We start from the raw sequence: 19,593 nt of genomic DNA on the forward strand, positions 1-19,593 counted from the left end.
GCCACGGAGGGTCGCGGGAGGCGGGCTAGCGCGTCTGGTACACCTTGCGCAGCGTCTCGTGCACGATCCAGGTGGTCTTGGCGCCCTCGGCCAGCAGGCACACGTCGCCCGGTCCGACCTCGATCGTGGTGCCGCCCGCCACGGCGATGGTGGCGCGCCCCGACAGCACGACGAAGAGCTCGTCGCGCTCCACGTCCGTCACGACGCCCGGGGTGATCTCCCAGATGCCCCGGCCGCCGCCCAGCTCCAGGGAGGAGGTGACGGGGTCGCCCGCGACGATCTGCGCCGGGTCGAGCTCGTCGGGGGTCAGCCGTACGTCGTGGACGGGCATGGCGAAGGCTCCTCCGGTGGCGAGCATCCGGCTGAGATCGGCCACGTCGGGCACCAAAACATCAGACATATCGCCCATTCCAGCACATCAGCGGCTCTCCCGGCGGAACGACTCCAGCGCCAGCAGTGCCACGTGCAGTGAGAGGCACGACTCGACGTCGTCCAGATCGGTGTCGAGGATGCGTTCGAGGCGGCGCAGGCGGTCGTAGAAGGCGGGCCTGGACAGGTGGGCCTTCTGCGCCGCGACCGCCTTGTTGCGGCCGGAGTCGAGGTAGACGCGCAGGATCCGGGTCAGGTCGCCGCCCCGCTGCGCGTCGTGGGCCAGCAGCGCGCCCAGCTCCCGCTCGGCGAACGTCTGCAGCCGCGCGTCGTCGCGCAGCAGGTGCAGCAGGCCGCGCAGGCGCAGGTCGGGCAGCCGGTAGAAGGGACGGCCGTCGGGCTGGCGGACCGCCACGTCGGCCACCTGCTCGGCCTCCAGGAAGCTGCGGCGCACGTCCCTGATCGACTCCACCACCGAGCCCGCCGCCAGCACGAACGCCGAGCCGGGGCCCCACAGCACGCGCAGCCGCTCGGCCAGCGAGGTCAGCGCGGGCTCCGCCTGGGTGCGCGGCGGCAGCGGCAGCAGCACCCCCACCCGCTCCTGGTCGAGCGCGCCCACCAGGGCGGGCAGGCGGGCGTCGCGGCAGGCGGCGGCGGTCGCCTCGGCCAGCTCCCCGAGCTGGGCCTGCCCGTCGAGCGCCTGATCGATGTGCTCGGTCGGCCTGATGACCACGCTGATCAGCTTGCGGCCGGTGAGCGGCACCCCGACCGCGCGGGCGCGGGCGGCGGCCTCGTCGGGGTCGGCGTAGGCGTGGGTGAGGATGCCGGTGATGATCGTGCCGTGCGCCTGGCGTTCGAGCGACTCCTGGTGGCGCTCCAGCAGGCGGCCCAGCGCGAGCGTGGTGGCGGCGCGCTCGGCCAGCACCAGGTCGCGCGGCGACGGCGCCGCGTCGCAGATCAGGATGAGCCGCCCCCAGTCCTGCCCGCGCGCGCCGACCGTGGTGACCAGCCAGCCGGAGGCCGGGTCGTACGCCGTGCGCTCGGCCGGGGCCACCGCCCGCGACCTGGTCTCCCACCCGGCCAGCAGGGCCCCGGCGTCGCGCCCCGCCGACTCGGCGGCCAGCACCTGGTGCGCGAGGTTCTCCAGCAGCACCGGCCGCGCCGACAGCCGCGCCACCTGGGCCAGCACCTCGGCCGGCGAGGCGCCCTCGACCGACAGCTCGGTGAAGACCTCGTGCAGCTGCTCGGAGGCGCGCAGCTCCTCCAGCTGGATGTCGATGATCCGCTCGTGCACCGACTCGGTGATCTGCACGAACGGCGTCTCGCGGGTCAGCACGATGACCGGGAAACCGTGCTCCTCCGCCGACTTCACCACGGCGCGCGGCAGCTCGCGGACGAACCTGCGGCCCAGCTCCACGATCAGCCCGGACGCCCCGACAGAAGACAGCTCGCCGATGTAGTCGGCGAGCTTCTCCGGGTCCTCCGGGAGGGCCACCCCCGTGGTGAGCACCAGCTCCCCGCCGCGCAGCAGGTGGGCGATGTCGGCGATCTCGCCGACGTGCACCCACCGCACCTTGGTGTCGAGCCGGTCGGCGCCCGCGACCACGCGCGGGCTGCCCCGGCGCACGGTCTCCAGGGCGAGGACGTCGGCGATGGTGGGCAACACGGGGCAGAGCCTAGCCGATCAGCCTGTAAGAACGGCCATGGGTCAATTTACACTTTGCGCCCTTTGTTATGGGTTGAGGTCCTCCTCGCGATACTCCCGGCGAGGCTCGCGTACGCGCAGCTCAACGCGGCGGATCTTGCCCGAGATGGTCTTGGGCAGCTCGTCGAACTCCAGCCGCCGCACCCGCTTGTACGGGGCCAGCTCCCGGCGGCAGTGCTCGAAGATCGACCGGGCCGTCTCCTCGCCCGGCTCGAACCCGGGGGCGAGCGTCACGTACGCCTTCGGCACGGCCAGGCGCACCGGGTCGGGCGCGGGCACCACGGCGGCCTCGGTGACGGCCTCGTGCTCCAGCAGCACGCTCTCCAGCTCGAACGGCGAGATGCGGTAGTCGGAGGCCTTGAAGACGTCGTCGGTCCTGCCCACGTAGGTGATGTAGCCGTCGTCGTCGCGGGTGGCGACGTCGCCCGTGCGGTAGAAGCCGTCACGCATGGCCTCCGCCGATCCACCGACATATCCGGACATGAGGCCGAGGGGTCGGCGGTCGTCCAGCGGCAGGCAGATCTCGCCGTCATTCCCCTGCTCGCCCGTGACCGGGTCGATCAGCACGATGTCGTACCCGGGCAGCGGCAGCCCCATGGAGCCGGGCTTGACCGCCTCGCCGGGGGCGTTGCCGATCTGGGCGGTGGTCTCCGTCTGGCCGTAGCCGTCCCTGATCGTGATCCCCCACGCCTTGGCCACCTGGTCGATGATCTCCGGGTTGAGCGGCTCGCCGGCGGCCACGGCCGTACGCAGGGGCAGCCGCCACGCGGCCAGGTCCTCCTGGATGAGCATCCGCCACACGGTCGGCGGCGCGCAGAAGGTGGTCACCCGCTCGTCGCGCAGCACCTCCAGCAGCGCGGGCGCGGAGAAGCGCCGGTAGTCGTGGACGAGCACGGTGGCCCCGGCGTTCCACGGGGCGAACACGTTGCTCCACGCGTGCTTGGCCCACCCGGGCGAGGACACGTTCAGGTGCACGTCGCCCGGCCGCACCCCGATCCAGAACATCGTCGACAGGTGCCCGGCCGGATAGGAGGCGTGCGTGTGCTCGACCAGCTTCGGCTGCGAGGTGGTGCCGGAGGTGAAATAGAGCAGCAGCGTGTCGCCCGCGCGTGTCGGCCCGTCGGGGGTGAACCGCTCGTGCGCGTGATAGGCGTCGTGGTAGGGCAGCCAGTTGTACGCGTCGCCCACGGCGATCTTCGTGTACGCGCCGGCCGGGAACTTCCCGGCGTCGGCGGCGTTGGCGATGACGTGCGAGACGCCGCCGCGCTCGATCCGCTCGGCGATGTCCTTGCCGGTCAGCAGCGTGGTGGCCGGGATGACGACCGCGCCCAGCTTCATCACGGCCAGCAGCGACTCCCACAGCTCGGCCTGGTTGCCCAGCATCAGCAGCACCCGGTCGCCCCGGCGCACGCCTTGCTCGTGCAGCCAGTTCGCGACCTGGCCCGAGCGAGCCGACAGCTCGGCGAAGGTGTAGGTGGCGCTGCTCTCGCCCACGATCTTGAGAGCGACGGCGCCGGGCGTCTCGGCGGCGAGCACGCCGTCGAACCAGTCGAGCGCCCAGTTGAACGTCTCCAGCGCGGGCCAGCGGAAGTCGCGGCGGGCGGTGGTGGCGTCGGACTCGAGCAGGAAGTCACGGGCGGCACGGAAATCGCTCATGCCGTGGATCCTGCTACGTCGGCAGCCGCCGCTCAAGACCGTCGAGCACCGACACGAGCCCGAAGTCGAAGGCGACCTCCCGCACCACGCGCGGATCCTCCACCCGGCTCAGCTCGTAACCCTCGCGCATGTGCGGATATCGCTCGAAGACCTGGACGACCATCGAGCGCATCTGCTCGACGTCGAGCTGCGCGGCGCCCGACTTGGCGTTCCAGGCGATCTCGGGGATCGTCATGCCGAAGATGAAGGCGGTCAGCGTGGCGATGGCGTAGTCGGTGTCGGCCCCGGTGAACCCGGCCTGCTTGAACATCCCGCGCATCTCGTTGGCCACGTGCAGGGCGTTGGGGCCGAGCGCGGGCAGCCGGCCGATCAGCTCGGCCGACCACGGATGGCTCAGGATCACCTGCCGCATGCTGTGGGCCAGGACGGAGACGGCCTCCCGCCAGCCCACCTCGTCGGGGTCGGGGACCATCATCTCGCCCCACACCTCGTCGTAGACCAGCTCCAGCAGCTCGTCCTTGTTGGCGACGTACCAGTAGAGGCTGGTGGCCCCCGCGCTCAGCTTCGCGCCCAGCTTGCGCATGCTCAGCCCGGACAGCCCCTCCTCGTTGAGCAGCTCGACCGCGGCTCTGACGATCTCCTCGCGGCTGCGCCCGGGACTGGTGGCCTTGCGGGGCTCGCGCAGCCACACCGAGGAGAACGTCTTGCCTGTCATACCCCAAGGATAAAGGCACTCGCACGCCGTTCGAGGTTTGTCGTACGCTGTGCGAGTGAACTCGAACACCGTACGAGACCCACGGCGATGGTGGATCCTCGCCGTCCTCTGCCTGGCGCTGCTGGTCCTCGGCATCGACAACACCGTGCTCAACCTCGCCATCCCCTCGCTCAACCAGGAGATGGGCGCGACGCCGTCGGACATCCAGTGGATCATCGACGCCTACGTGCTGGCCTTCGCCGGCCTGCTGCTCACCTCGGGCAGCCTGTCCGACAAGTACGGCCGCCGCCGCTTCCTGATCATCGGCCTGGTCTTCTTCGGCGGCGCCTCCCTGCTCGCCGTGCTCGTCACCGAGCCCTGGCAGCTCATCGCGGCCCGCGGCCTCATGGGCGTCGGCGGCGCGCTCGTCATGCCCTCCACGCTGTCGATCCTGATGACCGTCTTCGACGAGGAGGAGCGGCGCAAGGCGATGGCCGCCTGGAGCGCCGTGGCTTTGATCAGCCTGGTGTCCGGGCCCACCGTGGGCGGCTTCCTGCTGGAGCACTACTGGTGGGGCTCGGTCTTCCTGCTGAACATCCCCATCGCGGCGGTCGCCGTCGTGGCCGCCGTCGTCCTGATGCCGGAGACGCGCAGCGAGGGCAGGAAGATCGACCCGGTCGGCGTGGTGCTGTCGATCGTCGGACTGACCGCCGCCGTCTACGTGATCATCGAGCGCGAGTGGAACATCCCCGTCATCGCGCTGGCCGTCGTCGCCCTGGTGGCCTTCGTGATCTGGGAGCGCCGCCAGGAGGAGCCGATGTTGCCGCTCTTCCTGTTCGCCAACCGCAACTTCAGCGGCGCCTCGTTCTCGATCCTGCTCATGTCGTTCGGCGCGGGCGCCGTGATGCTGATCCTCACCCAGTACCTGCAGTTCGTGTTGGGGTACGGGGAGATGCAGGCCGGTCTGGCCATGCTGCCGTACGCCGTGGCCGCCGCGGTCTTCAACGGCGTGGGCGCCGGGCTCGGCAAGAGACTGAGCAACCGGGTGCTGGTGTTCGCGGGGCTGCTGCTGATGGCCGGGGGCTTCGTCGTCATGGCGCTGACCACCGGTTTCCTGCCCCTGGCCACCGGGCTGGTGATCATGGGGATGGGTGGCGGGCTGGCCGGCCCCGCCGCCTACACCTCACTCATGGGCGCCATCCCCGTGGAGCGGGCCGGCGTCGGCTCCGCGCTCAACGACACCGTGCAGCAGGTCGGCATGGCGCTCAGCATCGCCGTGCTGGGCAGCGTGCTGGCCACCCGGTACACCTCCGAGATGCCCGCGGGGCTGCCGGCTCTGGCCAGGGAGTCGATCGGCGGCGCCCACACGCTGGGCTTCGCCGAGGCGGGCAACCAGGCCTTCACCTCCGCCATGCATCTCGGCTCGTGGGTCGGCGCCGCCTTCTGCGTGGCCGCCGCGCTGCTCGCCGTCACGGTGCTGCGTCCCGGCCCGGCTGCCGTCGTCCCGTCGCCGGTGGAGGCGCAGGAGGCGGGGGTGGAGGTGTCCCGCCCCGTCAGCTCTTGACATCATGTAAGCCAAGGCATCTCCGCGCCGACAGGCTGCAGGTAGGAGGCTCTCCAGTGAAAAGGGATACTCGGTAACATGTCGGAGCTTCTCGCGCGCCACCGGGCAGTCATGCCGAACTGGTTGGCCCTCAACTACAACGACCCCATCGAGATCGTCAGCGGCAAGGGCAACCGTGTCATCGACGCGGACGGCAAGAGTTACCTCGACTTCTTCGCCGGGATCCTGACCAACATGATCGGGTACGACGTCCCCGAGGTCCGCGAGGCCGTCGAGCGCCAGCTCGCCACCGGCGTGGTGCACACCAGCACCGTCTACCTGCTGCGCGGCCAGATCGAGCTGGCCGAGAAGATCGCGCGGCTGTCCGGCATCCCCGACGCCAAGGTGTTCTTCACCAACTCCGGCACCGAGGCCAACGAGACCGCGCTGCTGCTGGCCACCTACGCGCGCAGGAGCGACCAGGTGCTGGCCATGCGCCAGAGCTACCACGGGCGCAGCTTCGGCGCGATCAGCGTCACCTCCAACCGGTCCTGGAAGAACAACTCGCTCTCCCCGCTCAACGTGCACTTCCTGCACGGCGCCGACCGGCACCTCACCCAGTTCAAGGGACTGTCGGACGACGACTACATCAAGGCGTGCGTGGACGACCTGCGTCACGTGCTGGCCACGTCCGTCTCCAACGACGTGGCGGCGCTGATCGCCGAGCCGATCCAGGGGGTCGGCGGGTTCACGATGGCCCCCGACGGGCTGTTCGCCGCGTACAAGGAGGTGCTGGACGAGCAGGGCATCCTGTTCATCTCCGACGAGGTGCAGACCGGCTGGGGCCGCACCGGCAGCGCGTTCTTCGGCATTCAGAACCACGGCGTGACCCCCGACATGATCACGTTCGCCAAGGGGCTCGGGAACGGCTTCGCGGTCGGCGGCATCGTGGCGCGCGGCGACCTCATGGACGCGCCGCACGCCGTGGGGCTGTCCACGTTCGGCGGCAATCCGATCTCCATGGCCGCCGCCAACGCCACCCTCGACTACGTGCTCGACCACGACCTTCAGGCCAACGCCGCGCGTACCGGAAAGATCATCATCGGCGGGCTCAAGGAGGCCGCCAAGCGGCTGCCCGTCGTCGCGGACGTGCGCGGCAAGGGCCTGATGTTCGCCGTCGAGCTGCGGAGCCCGGCCCAGGCCGCCCGCTTCATGGAGCTGACCAAGCAGGCGGGCCTGCTGGCGGGCAAGGGCGGCCTGTACGGCACCGCCATCCGGATGGCCCCGCCCCTCACGCTCTCCGTGGACGAGGCCACCGAGGGCCTCGGGATCATCGTCACCGCCCTCGAAACGATCAACGCAGAGGCAGCAGCGCAGTGAAGTCCGTCAAGCACTGGATCAACGGAGCACTCGCGGACGGCGACGCCGCCCGTACCGGGGAGCTCTTCAACCCGGCCACCGGCGAGGTGAGCGGCTCCGTCGCGCTGGCCTCGGCCGCCGACGTGGACGCCGCCGTCGCGGCGGCCGTCGCGGCCTTCCCCGCCTGGCGGGACGCCTCGCTGACCAAGCGGGCGGGGGTGCTGTTCCGCTTCCGCGAGCTGATGTACGCCCACCGCGACGAGCTGGCCGCGCTCATCTCCGCCGAGCACGGCAAGGTGCACTCCGACGCGCTCGGCGAGGTGGCCCGCGGGCTGGAGGTCGTGGAGTTCGCCTGCGGCATCCCGCACCTGCTCAAGGGCGGCTACTCCGAGGGCGTCTCGACCCGGGTCGACTCCTACTCGATCCGGCAGCCGCTGGGCGTGGTGGCCGGCATCACGCCGTTCAACTTCCCGGCGATGGTGCCGATGTGGATGTTCCCGATCGCGATCGCGTGCGGGAACGCCTTCGTGCTCAAGCCGTCGGAGCGGGACCCGTCGGCCTCGCTGCTCATGGCGCGGCTCTGGCAGGAGGCCGGGCTGCCCGACGGCGTGTTCAACGTCGTGCAGGGCGACAAGGTGAGCGTGGACCGGCTGCTGGAGCACCCGGACGTGCGGGCCGTGTCGTTCGTCGGCTCCACCCCCATCGCCCAGTACGTCTACGAGACCGGCACCGCCCACGGCAAGCGCGTCCAGGCGCTCGGCGGCGCCAAGAACCACATGCTGGTGCTGCCCGACGCCGATCTCGACCTGGTGGCCGACTCGGCCGTGTCGGCGGGGTTCGGCTCGGCGGGGGAGCGCTGCATGGCGATCTCCGTCGTGCTGGCCGTGGACCCGATCGGCGACGAGCTGGTCGAGAAGATCGTCGAGCGGGTCGGCCGGCTGACCGTCGGCCCCGGCGACGACCCCAGGTCCGAGATGGGGCCGCTGGTCACCGGGCCGCACCGCGACAAGGTGGCCTCCTACCTCGACCTCGGCGTGGAGGAGGGCGCCAAGCTGGTCGTGGACGGCCGCGAGACGCCGGTGCTGGGCGGCGGCAAGGCCGCGGACACGCCGGGCTTCTGGCTCGGCCCGACGGTGCTCGACCACGTGCCCGCCGGCTCGCGTACGCACACCGAGGAGATCTTCGGCCCGGTGTTGTCGATCGTGCGCGTCGGCACGTACGAGGAGGGCCTGGAGGCGATCAACGGCGGCGCGTACGGCAACGGCACCGCGATCTTCACCAACGACGGCGGCGCGGCCCGGCGCTTCCAGAACGAGGTCGAGGTCGGCATGATCGGCATCAACGTGCCGATCCCGGTGCCCATGGCCTTCTACAGCTTCGGCGGCTGGAAGTCCTCGCTGTTCGGCGACACGCACGTGCACGGCACCGAGGGCGTGCACTTCTACACCCGCGGCAAGGTCGTCACCTCACGCTGGCTGGATCCCTCGCACGGCGGCGTGAACCTGGGCTTCCCCACGAACGGGTAACCGCGGGCCACGAGCGGCGTCCCTCCAGGTCCTGACACCGGTAAGCTCCAGCAGACAGGACAAGGGGGGACATCGTGATTCGTCGCCGTGCTCAGGCTCTGGCGCTCGCCGTGACTGCGCTCACGGCGACGGCGCTGGTCACCGGCATGGGCACGGTGACGCCCGCCCCCACCCCGAAGCCCACGGCCACGCCCACGCCCACTCCCACGCCGACCGCGACGCAGAGCGACGGCACCCTGCAGATCCTCACCTACCGGGGCTACGCCGAGTACGGCGGCGTCAGCCCCAAGGTCAACTGGGTGGGCGACTTCGAGAAGGAGACGGGCTGCCGCATCGCCCGGCTCGACACCGTGCAGACCGCCGAGCAACTGGCCGGCCAGGTCACCCAGCGGCCCTACGACGTGATCACGGCCGGGCCCGCCCTGGCCGCCGACCTGATCGCCAACAAGCAGGTGCAGCCCATCGACCCGGCCAAGGTCAGCGACTACAAGGACCTCGCCGAGCGCTTCCGTGACCTGACCACGGTGTCGGGCGAGGCGTACGGGGTGCCGTACCTGTGGGCCTACCACGAGTTCGTCTACGACTCGGCCAAGGTCAGGGGCAACGGGGTGGAGCAGGTGTTCGCCTCCGGCAGGGCGGCGCTGCGCGACAGCCCGCTGACGATCGCCGACGCGGCGCTGGCCGAGGGGTCGGTGAAGGAGCCGTACGAGCTGAGCGAGGCCGAGCTCGGCAAGGCGATGGCGCTGCTGGGGCGCAACAAGGACCGCACCTACTGGCAGAACCCGGTCGACCTGGTCAAGGGCTTCGCCACCGGGGCGCTCGACTACGCGCAGGTCACCCCGTACTACCGCCAGCTCCTGCAGCAGGCCGGCATACCGATCAAGACCATCCCGGCGCCGAGGACGACCGGCTGGGTCGACTCCTGGATGCTGGGCGCCAACGTGCCCGACACCACCTGCGCCTACCGGTGGCTCAACTGGGTGACGGCGGCCAACGCGCAGCGCGACGCGGCGGCGTGGGCGGGCATGGCGCCGGCCAACTCCAAGGCGTGCAAGGGCCGTGCCAGGACGATGTGCGAGACGTACGGGGTGGGTGACGACAAGCGGCTCGACCGCGTGGTGTTCGCCGTGCGCCCGCCCGGGGATTGCCGGGCCGAGGACGGGGAATGCACTGACTATCGCGGCTGGGAGACGCAGTGGAGTGAGCTGCTCAAGTGAGCGGCTGAGCAGTGCCACGCGCCCGCCCGTCCGCCGCTGGGCGTGGCTCATCGGCGGCGCCCCGAGCCTTCCCCCATCCTGGAGGTCGCGCCGCCGCGGGCTAGCGGGACGGGAAGGCCACGACGGTGGCCATGGGAGCGGGCAGAAGGGCCTCGGCGCAGTCGGCGCAGGCGAGCACCGGCGCGTCGTCGGGCAGGCGGCCCACGCGCACGCGTGGCCGCGGCCACCTCTTGTGGCAGACGACGCAGGCGTCGCCGTCGCGTTGGGCCCAGGTCAGGCCCTCAGGGTCGAACGTCAACATATTCCGCGCCGTTCTGGTCGGACCCCAGTTCATCACGCTCCCAGCTGCCATCGCCCCTCCGTATGTCGGAACCGTTATAACCCTGACCGAGGCCGTGAGCGGCTAGCTGAGCGTCAAGTCAGGGTGAATTCTCTACCCTGATGGGGCCGTTTACACCACAAAAACGGGCATCCAGCCCAAGCTGGATGCCCGTTTGGTTGGCTTTCGTCTAGACCTCGGCGATCGCCTTCTCCAGGATCCCCAGCCCCTCCTCCAGCAGGTGCTCGGGGATCACGAGCGGCGGCAGGAAGCGCAGCACGTTGCCGTACGTGCCCGCCGTCAGCACCAGCAGGCCCTCGGCGTGGCAGCGCTTGACGATCTCCTGGACGGCGGTCGGGTTCGGCTCCTTGGTGCCCGGCTCGACCAGCTCGATCGCGATCATCGCGCCGCGCCCGCGCACGTCGCCGATCACCTCGAAGCGCTCCTTGAGCGCCTCCAGCCGGGGCAGCATGATCTCGCCGATGCGGCGGGCCTTGGCGACCAGGTCCTCCGCCTCGATCGTCTCCAGCACGCCGAGGGCCGCCTCGCAGGCGAGCGGGTTGCCGCCGTACGTGCCGCCGAGGCCGCCGACGTGCACCTTGTCCATGATCTCCGCCCGCCCGGTCACCGCGGCCAGCGGCAGGCCGCCCGCGATGCCCTTGGCGGTGGTGATGATGTCCGGGACGACACCCTCGTCCTCACAGGCGAACAGCGTCCCCGTCCGCGCGAAGCCCGTCTGCACCTCGTCGGCCACGAACACGATCCCGTTCGCCCGGCAGAACTCCGCGATCCGCGGCAGGAACCCCCTGGCGGGCACGATGAAGCCGCCCTCGCCCGCGATGGGCTCGATCACCACGGCGGCCACGTTCTGGGCGCCGATCTGCTTGGTGATCATGTCGATGGCCTGCTCGGCGGCCTCCTCCGCGCAGTTCTCCGGGCCGCTCGGCCAGCGGAACGGGTAGGCCAGCGGCACCCGGTACACCTCCGGCGCGAACGGGCCGAACCCTTGCTTGTACGGCATGTTCTTGGCCGTCAGCGTCATCGTGAGCAGCGTGCGGCCGTGGTAGCCGTGGTCGAACACCACCACGCCCTGACGGCCGGTGGCGTGCCGGGCGATCTTGACGGCGTTCTCCACGGCCTCGGCGCCCGAGTTCACCAGGAACGTGCGCTTGTCGTGGTCGCCCGGCGTCAGCTCGTTGAGCCGCTCGCAGACCTGCACGTACGACTCGTAGGGGGTGACCATGAAGCAGGTGTGGGTGAAGTCGGCGACCTGCTTCTGGACGCGCTCGACGACCCTGGGGGCGGCGTTGCCGACGTTCGTCACGGCGATGCCCGAGCCGAAGTCGATCAGCGAGTTCCCGTCGGCGTCCTCCACCACGCCGCCGCCCGCGCGCGTGACGAAGACCGGCAGCGTGGTGCCGATGCCGGGCGGGACGGCCGCCTGCTTGCGGGCCAGCAACTCCTGGGACTTGGGGCCTGGGATCGCGGTCACGACGCGCCGCTCCTGGGGAATGCTCATGGCTCCGACGGTACGGCGGGCTCCCACCAGGGCCGATACGTCGATATGTCACACTGGGAGTGCTCGTCTTTGCCGGAATGGACAAAACTCTCATGCCGCCTTCGTTGCAGACCGTCGTGCGCCGCATGAACCTCCGGCCGATGGCCGGGACCACGCGCCCCGGGGTGCTGGACGCCGCCGTGCGCTGGGTCGCGGTCAGCGAGCTGGCGGACCCGACACCGTACCTCGAGGGCGGGGAGCTGCTGCTCACCACCGGCATGCGGATGGAGGGCGACCTGACGGGGTACGTGGCGCGGCTGGTGCGGCGCGGCGTGGCGGGCCTCGGCTTCGGCGTCGGCGTCTCGCACGAGGAGGTGCCGCCCGCCCTCGTCGAGGCGGCGGAGTCGGCGGGGCTGCCGCTCCTGGAGGTGCCGCGCGAGACCCCGTTCATCGCGGTCGGCAAGGCGGTCAGCGAGCTGCTGGCGGCCGAGCAGTACGAGGAGATCAGCCGGGCCTTCGCCGCCCAGGGCCGGCTCACGCGGGCGGCGCTGCGGCCCGAGGGCGTGCACGCCGTCATCGACCGGCTCGCCAGGGAGGTCGGCGGCTGGGCCGCGCTCCTGGACGAGGCGGGCGAGGTGCGGCACGCCACCCGGGGGGCCGACGTGCGGGCCGTCACGGCCGAGCTGGCCCGCCTGCGCGGCACCCGGCCCGCCGCCGAGAGCGCCGAGGGCCGCCTGCGCGGCACCCGGCCCGCTGTCGAGGGCCGCCTGCGCGCCCGCCCCGCTGCCGAAGGCGGCGAGGCGCGGCAGGGGGAGCGGTTGCCTGCCAGTCTGGCTCTGTCCGGGCCGGGGGAGCACATCGTCGTGCAGCCGCTCGGCGGCGGGGCCCGGCCGCGCGGGTTCTTCGCCGTCGGCGCTCCGCAGCCCTTCACGCCCGTCACCCACACCGTCGTCAACGCGGCAGGTTCGCTGCTCACGCTGGCCATGGAGCAGGGCAGGACCCAGCTCGCCGCCTCCCGGCGGGTCCGCACGGCGGTGCTGGAGCTGCTGGTGGCGGGGGAGCGGGAGCGGGCGGCGGCGGTGCTGGAGGCGTTGGGCGGGCGGCTGCCCGAGGGGCCGGTGGTGGCGCTGGCGGCCGATCCGGAGGCGCTGGACGCCCTGGAGACGCAGGCCTTCGCCGCGCTGCTCGGCGAGGTCGCCGTCGCGCTGGTGGCCGAGAGCGCGGCGGAGGAGGTGGCGCTGGGCGCGGAGGCGCCGGTGGGGGTCAGCCAGCCGTACGAGGGCGCGGGCATCGGCCTGCGCAACGCGCTCGACCAGGCGGAGCGCGCCCTGGAGGCGGCATGGAGCCGCAGCGGCGCCGGGCGCGGTGGCGGAGGGCGGGGTGGTGCTGAGCGCGGTGGTGCGGGGCGCGGTGCTGCGGGACGCGGTGGTGAAGGGCGCGGCGCGGTGGGGGCCGGGGCTCGGGGCGCGGGGGCGGGCGGGCCGGTCGTCAGGTTCGCCGAGCTGGCCGGGCAGGGGCTGCTGGGGCTGCTCGACCCCGCCGCCGCCCAGGCGTTCTCGGCCGCCGTCCTGGCCCCTCTCACCGCGTACGGCTCCCGGGCCGACCTCGTCGAGTCGCTGCGCGCGTACCTGGACAGCAACGGCCACTGGGACGCCGCCGCGCAGAGGCTGGGCGTGCACCGCCACACCCTGCGCTACCGCATGAGACGCGTCGCCGAGCTGCTGGGCCGCGACCTCGACGACCCGGGCACCCGGGCGGAGCTGTGGCTGGCCCTGGAGGCGGCCAGGGGGACGGCCGCTACTCCTGCTTCTCGACCAGGTAGCAGCAGATGATCGCCGTGGTCACCGCCTCGTAGGTGCGCCCGTCACGCAGGTGCCCGGCACGTTCGAGGGAGATCGCCCCCTGCGCCGCCGCCCACAGCGCGTCGGCGATCTTGCGCGGCTGCGTGGGGATCAGGTAGCCGGCCGAGATGCAGTCGGCGATGACGCGGTCGAGGATGTTCAGGGCGGCGCGGGCCAGGGTCCTGGCGCGCTCGCTGGGCTCGAAGCCGGGGATCGCGCGCTCGAACATCAGGCTGTAGTAGCCGGGCTCCGACAGGCACGCCTGCCGGTAGGCGGGGCCGAGCGCGCCGAGCTGCTCCAGCGGGTTGCGGCGCTGCGGCACCGCCTCCAGGAAGCGGCGGAAGCGCTCGAACCCCTCCAGATAGAGCGCCTCCGCCAGACCCTCCCTGTTGCCGAACATCGTGTACATGACGGTCGTCGTGCAGCCTGCCTCCGCGGCGATCCGGCGCATGGTGAGGCTGTCGGGCCCGTCGGTGCGCAGCAGGTTCACCGCGACGTCGAGGAGGCGGGAGCGCAGCTCGTCGTGGCCGGCGCGCTCACCCATGAGGTAGGCGCCCTGCAGCCCCAGCGGCGCCGAGGTCATGAGACCTCCCTGGTGGCCAAGGAACCATGCGTCCTTGTGACCTCACGCTGTTCGGTCACGGGGCCCACGCCTTTCTGAGATCGGGGGCCCGCCGCGCTGGAGACCCGCACCGATGACTTAGCCATGGCGGAGATCGCTCAAACCACTCCGCATGGTAAACATCCCGAATTAGGTCTACTTCTGTTACATCGTGGGTATACAACGGGGCTTGTACTTAACGGTGAGCCCTCGCGGGGGTGTTGTGCATCGTGGTGTAAATCCCCGGTCCATGCCTTGGCATAACGTCGGAGACATGGACGTGCGTACCTTCTGGCTGGCCGGCCGCGCCGCGACCGGGGACTCCGAGCTCACTGTCACCAACCCCCACGACGGCCGCGAGGTCGGCAGGCACTCGGTGCCGACCGACGCGCAGGTCGAGGAGGCCGTCGCGGCCGCCTGCGCGGTGGCGAAGGAGGCCGCCGCGCTGCCCGTCCACGTGCGGGCGGAGGCCCTGGCCCACGTCTCGCGCCGGCTCGCGGAGCGGGCCGACGAGATCGCCCACCTGATCACGGCCGAGAACGGCAAGCCGATCGTGTGGGCGCGCGGCGAGGTCGGGCGGGCCGTGGCCACCTTCCGCTTCGCCGCCGAGGAGGCCCGCCGCTGGTCCGGCGGCGTGCAGCGGCTCGACACCGAGCCCGCCGCGGCCGGCCGCCTGGCCTACGTCTCCCGCGTGCCCAAGGGCCCCGTGCTGGCGATCACCCCGTTCAACTTTCCGCTGAACCTGGTCGCCCACAAGGTCGCCCCGGCCATCGCCGTCGGCGCCCCTGTCATCGTCAAGCCCGCGCCCGCCACGCCGCTGTCGTCGCTGCTGCTCGGCGAGATCCTGGCCGAGACTGACCTGCCCGCGGGCATGTTCTCGGTGCTGCCGATCGAGAACGACCGCGCCGCCGCGCTCGTCCAGGACCCCAGGCTCCCGGTCGTGTCGTTCACCGGCTCCGCGCCCGTCGGCTACGCCATCGCCGACCAGGTGCCGCGCAAGCACGTCACGCTGGAGCTGGGCGGCAACGCGGCGGCCGTCGTGCTGGCCGACGCCGACCTCGACTGGGCGGCCCAGCGCATCGCCCTGTACTCCAACTACCAGGCCGGACAGAGCTGCATCGCCGTGCAGCGGGTGATCGTCGAGCAGCCCGTCTACGACGCGTTCGTCGAGCGCCTGCTGCCCGCCGTCGCCGCGCTCGTCACCGGCGACCCGGCCGACGAGAAGACCCAGGTGGGCCCGCTGGTCTCCGAGGCCGCCGCCGAGCGGGTCGAGCAGTGGGTCCAGGAGGCCGTCGCCGCCGGGGCGACCGTGCTGGCGGGCGGCACCAGGCAGGGTGCGACCGTGGCGCCGACGGTGCTGTCCGGCGTGCCGCACGACGCCAAGGTGGCGTGCGAGGAGGTCTTCGGGCCCGTCATGATCCTCCAGCCCGCCGCCTCGATCGACGAGGCTTATGCGATGGTCAACGACTCCAAGTACGGGCTGCAGGCCGGGGTGTTCACCCGCTCGCTGGACGCCGCCTTCCGGGCGAACCGGGAGCTGGAGGTGGGTGGTGTGATCATCGGCGACGTGCCCTCGTACCGGGCCGACCAGATGCCGTACGGCGGGGTGAAGGACTCGGGGATCGGGCGCGAGGGGCTGCACTCGGCGATGGAGGACCTGACGTACGAGAAGGTCATGGTGCTGACCGGGCTGACACTCTGAGAAGCGCCCGTCAGCCTCAGTGGCGGGCGCCCGTCGCTGAGCCTGACGGGCGCCCGTCCGGTCAGGCGCGCTGTGCGGTGTCGAGGAGCGCCTTGACGGCGTCGCCGAAGTACGGGCCGTACATCGTGCGCTGGTCGTCGCTGTACTTGAAGCTGCTCAGGGACGTGATCGTGCCCTTCCCGGTGGCCGTGTCGAACCCGGTCATCCACGGGCCGCCGCTGGCCCCCGCCGTCATGTCGCAGCCGAGCCCCTGGTCACGGGTCTGCCCGTAGGGGTCGTTCTTCAGCCGGCCCGCGCAGTAGACCAGATGGTCGCCGCTGTACGGCGGATCGGCGGGGTAGCCGAAGCCGAACGCCTGCCCGCCCCGCCCCGCGTTGAACGCGATGCGCTGCGTGCCCACCACGTCGGCCACGTGCTTGCCCCGCGAGGTGGACAGGGCCACCATGCCGACGTCGTAGTTGTCGTCGCCGCTGCGTGACCAGGGCCCGGCGACGAACATGCGGCGCGCGGTGTACTGCCCGTACGGGCGCAGGCCGCTCGTGCCGTACCCGGGGACGAACGTCCAGTTCGCCGCCCACTCCCCGGCGCCGTCCTTGACGCAGTGGCCGGCGGTGACCACGACGTCCTTGTTGGCGGAGTCGACGGTGCTGGCCGAGCAGACGAAGTCGGCCCCCGCCACGGTGAGGAACACCCGGCCGGTGGTTCTGGCCACCGCGCCGCCGGTGATCCAGCGGGAGCCGGCCGTGCTGCTGTCGGGCCTGGCCGCGGCCAGGTGGCGCACGCCCATGAGCTTGCGCGGCAGCGCCAGGTCGGCCTGCTTGCCCGACAGGTCGGGGGTGGTGCGCACGCCGGCGCCGCCCGTGACGCCGCTCAACAGGTCGCCGCCGTCGGTCACGTCCGTCACGATGTCGAGCAGGCCGATCGGCAGGGCCTTGGCCATGCGCTCGGGAGTCCAGTAGTCGAGCACGCGCCGGTGGTCGGCGGCTGAGCGGGCGGCGACGTGCTCGACGATGTCGCTCCGCTTGGCCGTGTGCGCGGGCACGACGGCCGGTCGGTCGGCCTGCTGGCGGCTGGGTGCCGCGCCGAGGAGCGCGGGGCCGATCAGCCCCGCGAGGAGCGGCGCAGCCGCCAGCAGGGGGGTGCTCAAGGTCATGCCCACCGAGTGTGCACCACGAGATGTGTTCTTGTGACTACTTTCGGTAAATTGCTCAGAGTGCGTCGGCCGATTGGGCTGATTGGTAGACGGCCTGGGCGTCGTTCCCGAAATAGGGGCCGAGCATCCAGGTGGGGGCGAAGCTGTATTTGAAGCTGTTCACCGAATTCTGGGTGCCGAGACCGGTCGACTCGTTGAAATTCAGCATCCACGGCCCGCCGCTGGAGCCTCCGGTCATGTTACAGGTCAGCACGAGGTCGTCGCTGCCCATGAAGTCGTCGAACGCCCTGCCGCTGCAGTGGATCAGCTTCGAGCCGTCGTACGGGGCCAGCGCCGGGTAGCCGAAGGCGTACAGCTGCTGGCGTCTGGGCTGGTTGAAGGCCACGCCCTGGCCGCCGACGGCGTCGACCAGCGTCCTGCCGTCCAGCGGCGCCACCACGGCGGCGGCGACGTCGAAGTTCACGTCCTCACGGGCGTTCCACTGCGGCGTGGTCAGCAGCCTGGTCGCGGCCCAGGTGCCGAACGGGCGGCTGCCCCTGTCGTAGCCGGGGACGAAGACCCAGTTGGTGTGGAAGGCGCCGTTCATCTTCACGCAGTGGCCGGCGGTCAGCACCACGCTCTTGTTGGCGCTGGTCACGGCGGTGCCCGAGCAGGAGGAGTTGCGGCCGGCCTGCGTGGTGAAGAAGACCCGTCCGGTCGTACGGGCCACCGCGCCGCCGCCGGTCCACGGCTCACCCGGGGTTCTGGCCGCCAGCAGCTCCCGGGTGGGCGGGGCGGTGAACGGGGCGCCCCGCTCGGGCTCACCCGCCTGCGTCTTCGGTGCCGGGGCCGTCACCGGCCGGGCCGCCTCCATGCGGCCCTCGGTCCAGTACGTCAGCACCTGCCGCCGCTCGGCGGCCGTGTCGGCGGCGGCCCGCTGGGCGGGCTTGGGACGGGCCTCGGCGGGCCCTGGGGCGAGTGAGACGGAAAGCAGGGTTGCGGCGGCAAGCAGGGCGAAGCGGCGGTACATTACGAACCTCCCAAAACCGGACGGTGGGTTGGGAAGGTAGCCGTCGCAATGACCACTTTTCTCGGGCTATGCACATTCCGATATGACGATATTCCGGCATAAATCCACTGCATTCCCGCGTGTCACTTATGTGGGGGAATATTAGGTCGACCGGTCCCGCGTGCCCGAGTGCGCCGTGCAGCGGGGACAATGGACAGGTGCATGAGAAGACCCTCCGCTCCGTCGTCGTGCTCGGCTCCACCGGTTCGATCGGCACCCAGGCCCTCGATGTCATCGCCGCCGACCCCGGCGGCTTCAGGGTGGCCGCGCTGGCGGCCGGGGGCGGCAGGGTCGAGCTGCTGGCCACGCAGGCGGCGCGGTTCGGGGCCGAGGCGGTGGCGGTGGCCGACGCGGCGGCCGTACCGGCGCTGAAGGACGCGCTGGCCGCGCACGGCGCCGCGCCCACCGTGCTGGGCGGCCCCGAAGGGGTCGCCGAGGTGGCCGCGTGGCAGTGCGACGTGGTGCTCAACGGCATCACCGGCGCGCTCGGCCTGACCTCCACGCTCGTCGCCCTGGAGGCGGGCAGGGCGCTGGCGCTGGCCAACAAGGAGTCGCTGATCATCGGCGGGCCGCTGGTCAAGCGGCTGGCCCGGCCGGGGCAGATCCTGCCGGTCGACTCCGAGCACTCGGCGGTGCTGCAGTGCCTGTGGGCCGCCGGGCCCGACGGCTACGACGCCTCGCTCGTCAAGCAGCTGGTGATCACCGCCAGCGGCGGGCCGTTCAGGGGCATGAAGCGCGAGGAGATGGCGGGCGTCACCCCCGAGATGGCGCTGGCCCATCCCACGTGGTCCATGGGCCCCTACATCACCGTCAACTCCGCGAACCTGGTCAACAAGGGCCTGGAGGTCATCGAGGCCCACCTGCTCTACGACCTCGGCTTCGACCGCATCGAGGTCGTGGTGCATCCTCAGTCGATCATCCACTCCATGGTCGAGTACGTCGACGGCTCCACCATCGCCCAGGCCAGCCCGCCCGACATGCGGTTGCCGATCGCGCTCGCGCTCGGCCACCCCGGGCGCGTCCCCGGCGCCGCCAGGCCCATCGACTGGACCAAGGCGCACACCTGGACGTTCGAGCCGCTCGACGACCTGGCCTTCCCGGCGGTCGCGCTGGCCAGGCACGTCGGTGGCGAGGGCGGCACCGCGCCCGCCGTCTACAACGCCGCCAACGAGGTCTGCCTCGACGCGTTCCTGGAGCGCGGGCTGCCGTTCCTGTCCATCGTCGACACCGTGGCCAAGGTCGTGGAGGAGCACCAGGTCACCCCTGCCGACACCGTCGAAGAGGTACTGGCGGCCGATGCCTGGGCCCGGGCCCGTGCGGCCGAACTCACAGCCGGGCAGTCCCGCTAGCTACCTAAACTGG

16 protein-coding genes are annotated in these 19,593 nt (G+C 71.6%); 7 read left to right on the plus strand and 9 right to left on the minus strand.

All coding sequences use genetic code 11. The features are described from left to right. Positions 1-25: 25 nt before the first annotated feature. The 4 genes from LCN96_RS10400 to LCN96_RS10415 all read right to left on the minus strand — a co-directional run bounded on the left by LCN96_RS10400 (position 26) and on the right by LCN96_RS10415 (position 4,445). Entirely contained in the window at positions 26-400 is a 375-nt protein-coding gene (locus tag LCN96_RS10400; RefSeq protein ID WP_225272379.1) for a cupin domain-containing protein, read from the minus strand. 18 nt (positions 401-418) lie between these two features. After that, the gene (locus LCN96_RS10405) at positions 419-2,035 is read right to left on the minus strand and encodes a PucR family transcriptional regulator (protein WP_225272380.1); all 1,617 of its coding nucleotides are present in this window, start codon (positions 2,033-2,035) and stop codon (positions 419-421) included. Between the two features lie 66 nt (positions 2,036-2,101). Continuing rightward, complete coding sequence (locus LCN96_RS10410) at positions 2,102-3,730, minus strand: AMP-binding protein (protein ID WP_225272381.1); 1,629 nt, start codon at positions 3,728-3,730, stop codon at positions 2,102-2,104. A 13-nt stretch (positions 3,731-3,743) separates the two neighbouring features. Then, positions 3,744-4,445: a TetR/AcrR family transcriptional regulator gene (locus tag LCN96_RS10415; RefSeq protein WP_225272382.1), complete on the minus strand. Its 702-nt coding sequence runs from the start codon at positions 4,443-4,445 to the stop codon at positions 3,744-3,746. 55 nt (positions 4,446-4,500) lie between these two features. Between LCN96_RS10415 and LCN96_RS10420 the strand changes: the two genes are divergently transcribed. The 4 genes from LCN96_RS10420 (at position 4,501) to LCN96_RS10435 (ending at position 10,069) form a co-directional block, all read left to right on the plus strand. Then, a complete protein-coding gene (locus LCN96_RS10420; RefSeq protein WP_225272383.1) occupies positions 4,501-5,988 on the plus strand; it encodes an MFS transporter in 1,488 nt (495 codons plus the stop codon). A 78-nt stretch (positions 5,989-6,066) separates the two neighbouring features. Beyond that, entirely contained in the window at positions 6,067-7,347 is a 1,281-nt protein-coding gene (locus LCN96_RS10425) for an aspartate aminotransferase family protein (protein ID WP_225272384.1), read from the plus strand. Continuing rightward, positions 7,344-8,852, plus strand: coding sequence for a CoA-acylating methylmalonate-semialdehyde dehydrogenase (locus LCN96_RS10430; protein WP_225272385.1), 1,509 nt, complete (start codon positions 7,344-7,346; stop codon positions 8,850-8,852). The genes LCN96_RS10425 and LCN96_RS10430 overlap by 4 nt, the downstream gene beginning before the upstream one ends. Positions 8,853-8,926: 74 nt before the next feature. Further along, complete coding sequence (locus tag LCN96_RS10435; RefSeq protein WP_225272386.1) at positions 8,927-10,069, plus strand: extracellular solute-binding protein; 1,143 nt, start codon at positions 8,927-8,929, stop codon at positions 10,067-10,069. Between the two features lie 100 nt (positions 10,070-10,169). On the opposite strand, the gene LCN96_RS10440 is transcribed toward LCN96_RS10435, so the two are convergent. After that, positions 10,170-10,370, minus strand: a complete 201-nt coding sequence (locus tag LCN96_RS10440; RefSeq protein ID WP_225272387.1) for a hypothetical protein — start codon at positions 10,368-10,370, stop codon at positions 10,170-10,172. A gap of 208 nt (positions 10,371-10,578) precedes the next feature. After that, on the minus strand, positions 10,579-11,907 hold the full coding sequence (gene gabT / locus LCN96_RS10445) for a 4-aminobutyrate--2-oxoglutarate transaminase (protein WP_225272388.1): 1,329 nt from the start codon (positions 11,905-11,907) through the stop codon (positions 10,579-10,581). Positions 11,908-12,047: 140 nt separating this feature from the next. On the opposite strand from gabT, the gene LCN96_RS10450 reads away from it, so the two are divergent. Beyond that, positions 12,048-13,718, plus strand: a complete 1,671-nt coding sequence (locus LCN96_RS10450) for a PucR family transcriptional regulator (protein ID WP_311132251.1) — start codon at positions 12,048-12,050, stop codon at positions 13,716-13,718. Here LCN96_RS10450 and LCN96_RS10455 read toward each other — a convergent pair. Next, positions 13,684-14,310 (minus strand): TetR/AcrR family transcriptional regulator, encoded by a 627-nt coding sequence (locus LCN96_RS10455; protein ID WP_225272390.1) that lies wholly within the window; start codon positions 14,308-14,310, stop codon positions 13,684-13,686. The genes LCN96_RS10450 and LCN96_RS10455 overlap by 35 nt on opposite strands. 292 nt (positions 14,311-14,602) lie before the next feature. Here LCN96_RS10455 and LCN96_RS10460 point away from each other — a divergent pair, with 292 nt between their 5' ends. Then, positions 14,603-16,030: an aldehyde dehydrogenase family protein gene (locus LCN96_RS10460; protein ID WP_225272391.1), complete on the plus strand. Its 1,428-nt coding sequence runs from the start codon at positions 14,603-14,605 to the stop codon at positions 16,028-16,030. A 61-nt stretch (positions 16,031-16,091) separates the two neighbouring features. Here LCN96_RS10460 and LCN96_RS10465 read toward each other — a convergent pair whose 3' ends face one another. Continuing rightward, positions 16,092-17,183 (minus strand): trypsin-like serine peptidase, encoded by a 1,092-nt coding sequence (locus LCN96_RS10465; protein ID WP_225272392.1) that lies wholly within the window; start codon positions 17,181-17,183, stop codon positions 16,092-16,094. A gap of 55 nt (positions 17,184-17,238) precedes the next feature. Continuing rightward, a complete protein-coding gene (locus tag LCN96_RS10470; RefSeq protein WP_225272393.1) occupies positions 17,239-18,192 on the minus strand; it encodes a trypsin-like serine peptidase in 954 nt (317 codons plus the stop codon). Positions 18,193-18,320: 128 nt separating this feature from the next. Between LCN96_RS10470 and dxr the strand changes: the two genes are divergently transcribed. After that, on the plus strand, positions 18,321-19,580 hold the full coding sequence (dxr, locus tag LCN96_RS10475) for a 1-deoxy-D-xylulose-5-phosphate reductoisomerase (protein ID WP_397351868.1): 1,260 nt from the start codon (positions 18,321-18,323) through the stop codon (positions 19,578-19,580). Positions 19,581-19,593: the final 13 nt, after the last annotated feature.

Origin of the sequence: Nonomuraea gerenzanensis, assembly GCF_020215645.1 — a bacterium.
Taxonomy (GTDB): domain Bacteria; phylum Actinomycetota; class Actinomycetes; order Streptosporangiales; family Streptosporangiaceae; genus Nonomuraea; species Nonomuraea gerenzanensis.

Coding starts and splice junctions, on each gene's coding strand:
- LCN96_RS10400 (WP_225272379.1), bottom strand. CDS start 400: ATGTCTGATGTTTTGGTGCCCGACGTGGCCGATCTCAGCCGGATGCTC.
- LCN96_RS10410 (WP_225272381.1), bottom strand. CDS start 3,730: ATGAGCGATTTCCGTGCCGCCCGTGACTTCCTGCTCGAGTCCGACGCC.
- LCN96_RS10415 (WP_225272382.1), bottom strand. CDS start 4,445: ATGACAGGCAAGACGTTCTCCTCGGTGTGGCTGCGCGAGCCCCGCAAG.
- LCN96_RS10425 (WP_225272384.1), top strand. CDS start 6,067: ATGTCGGAGCTTCTCGCGCGCCACCGGGCAGTCATGCCGAACTGGTTG.
- LCN96_RS10440 (WP_225272387.1), bottom strand. CDS start 10,370: ATGTTGACGTTCGACCCTGAGGGCCTGACCTGGGCCCAACGCGACGGC.
- gabT (WP_225272388.1), bottom strand. CDS start 11,907: ATGAGCATTCCCCAGGAGCGGCGCGTCGTGACCGCGATCCCAGGCCCC.
- LCN96_RS10450 (WP_311132251.1), top strand. CDS start 12,048: ATGGCCGGGACCACGCGCCCCGGGGTGCTGGACGCCGCCGTGCGCTGG.
- LCN96_RS10455 (WP_225272390.1), bottom strand. CDS start 14,310: ATGACCTCGGCGCCGCTGGGGCTGCAGGGCGCCTACCTCATGGGTGAG.
- LCN96_RS10460 (WP_225272391.1), top strand. CDS start 14,603: ATGGACGTGCGTACCTTCTGGCTGGCCGGCCGCGCCGCGACCGGGGAC.
- LCN96_RS10465 (WP_225272392.1), bottom strand. CDS start 17,183: ATGACCTTGAGCACCCCCCTGCTGGCGGCTGCGCCGCTCCTCGCGGGG.
- LCN96_RS10470 (WP_225272393.1), bottom strand. CDS start 18,192: ATGTACCGCCGCTTCGCCCTGCTTGCCGCCGCAACCCTGCTTTCCGTC.
- dxr (WP_397351868.1), top strand. CDS start 18,321: ATGTGGGGGAATATTAGGTCGACCGGTCCCGCGTGCCCGAGTGCGCCG.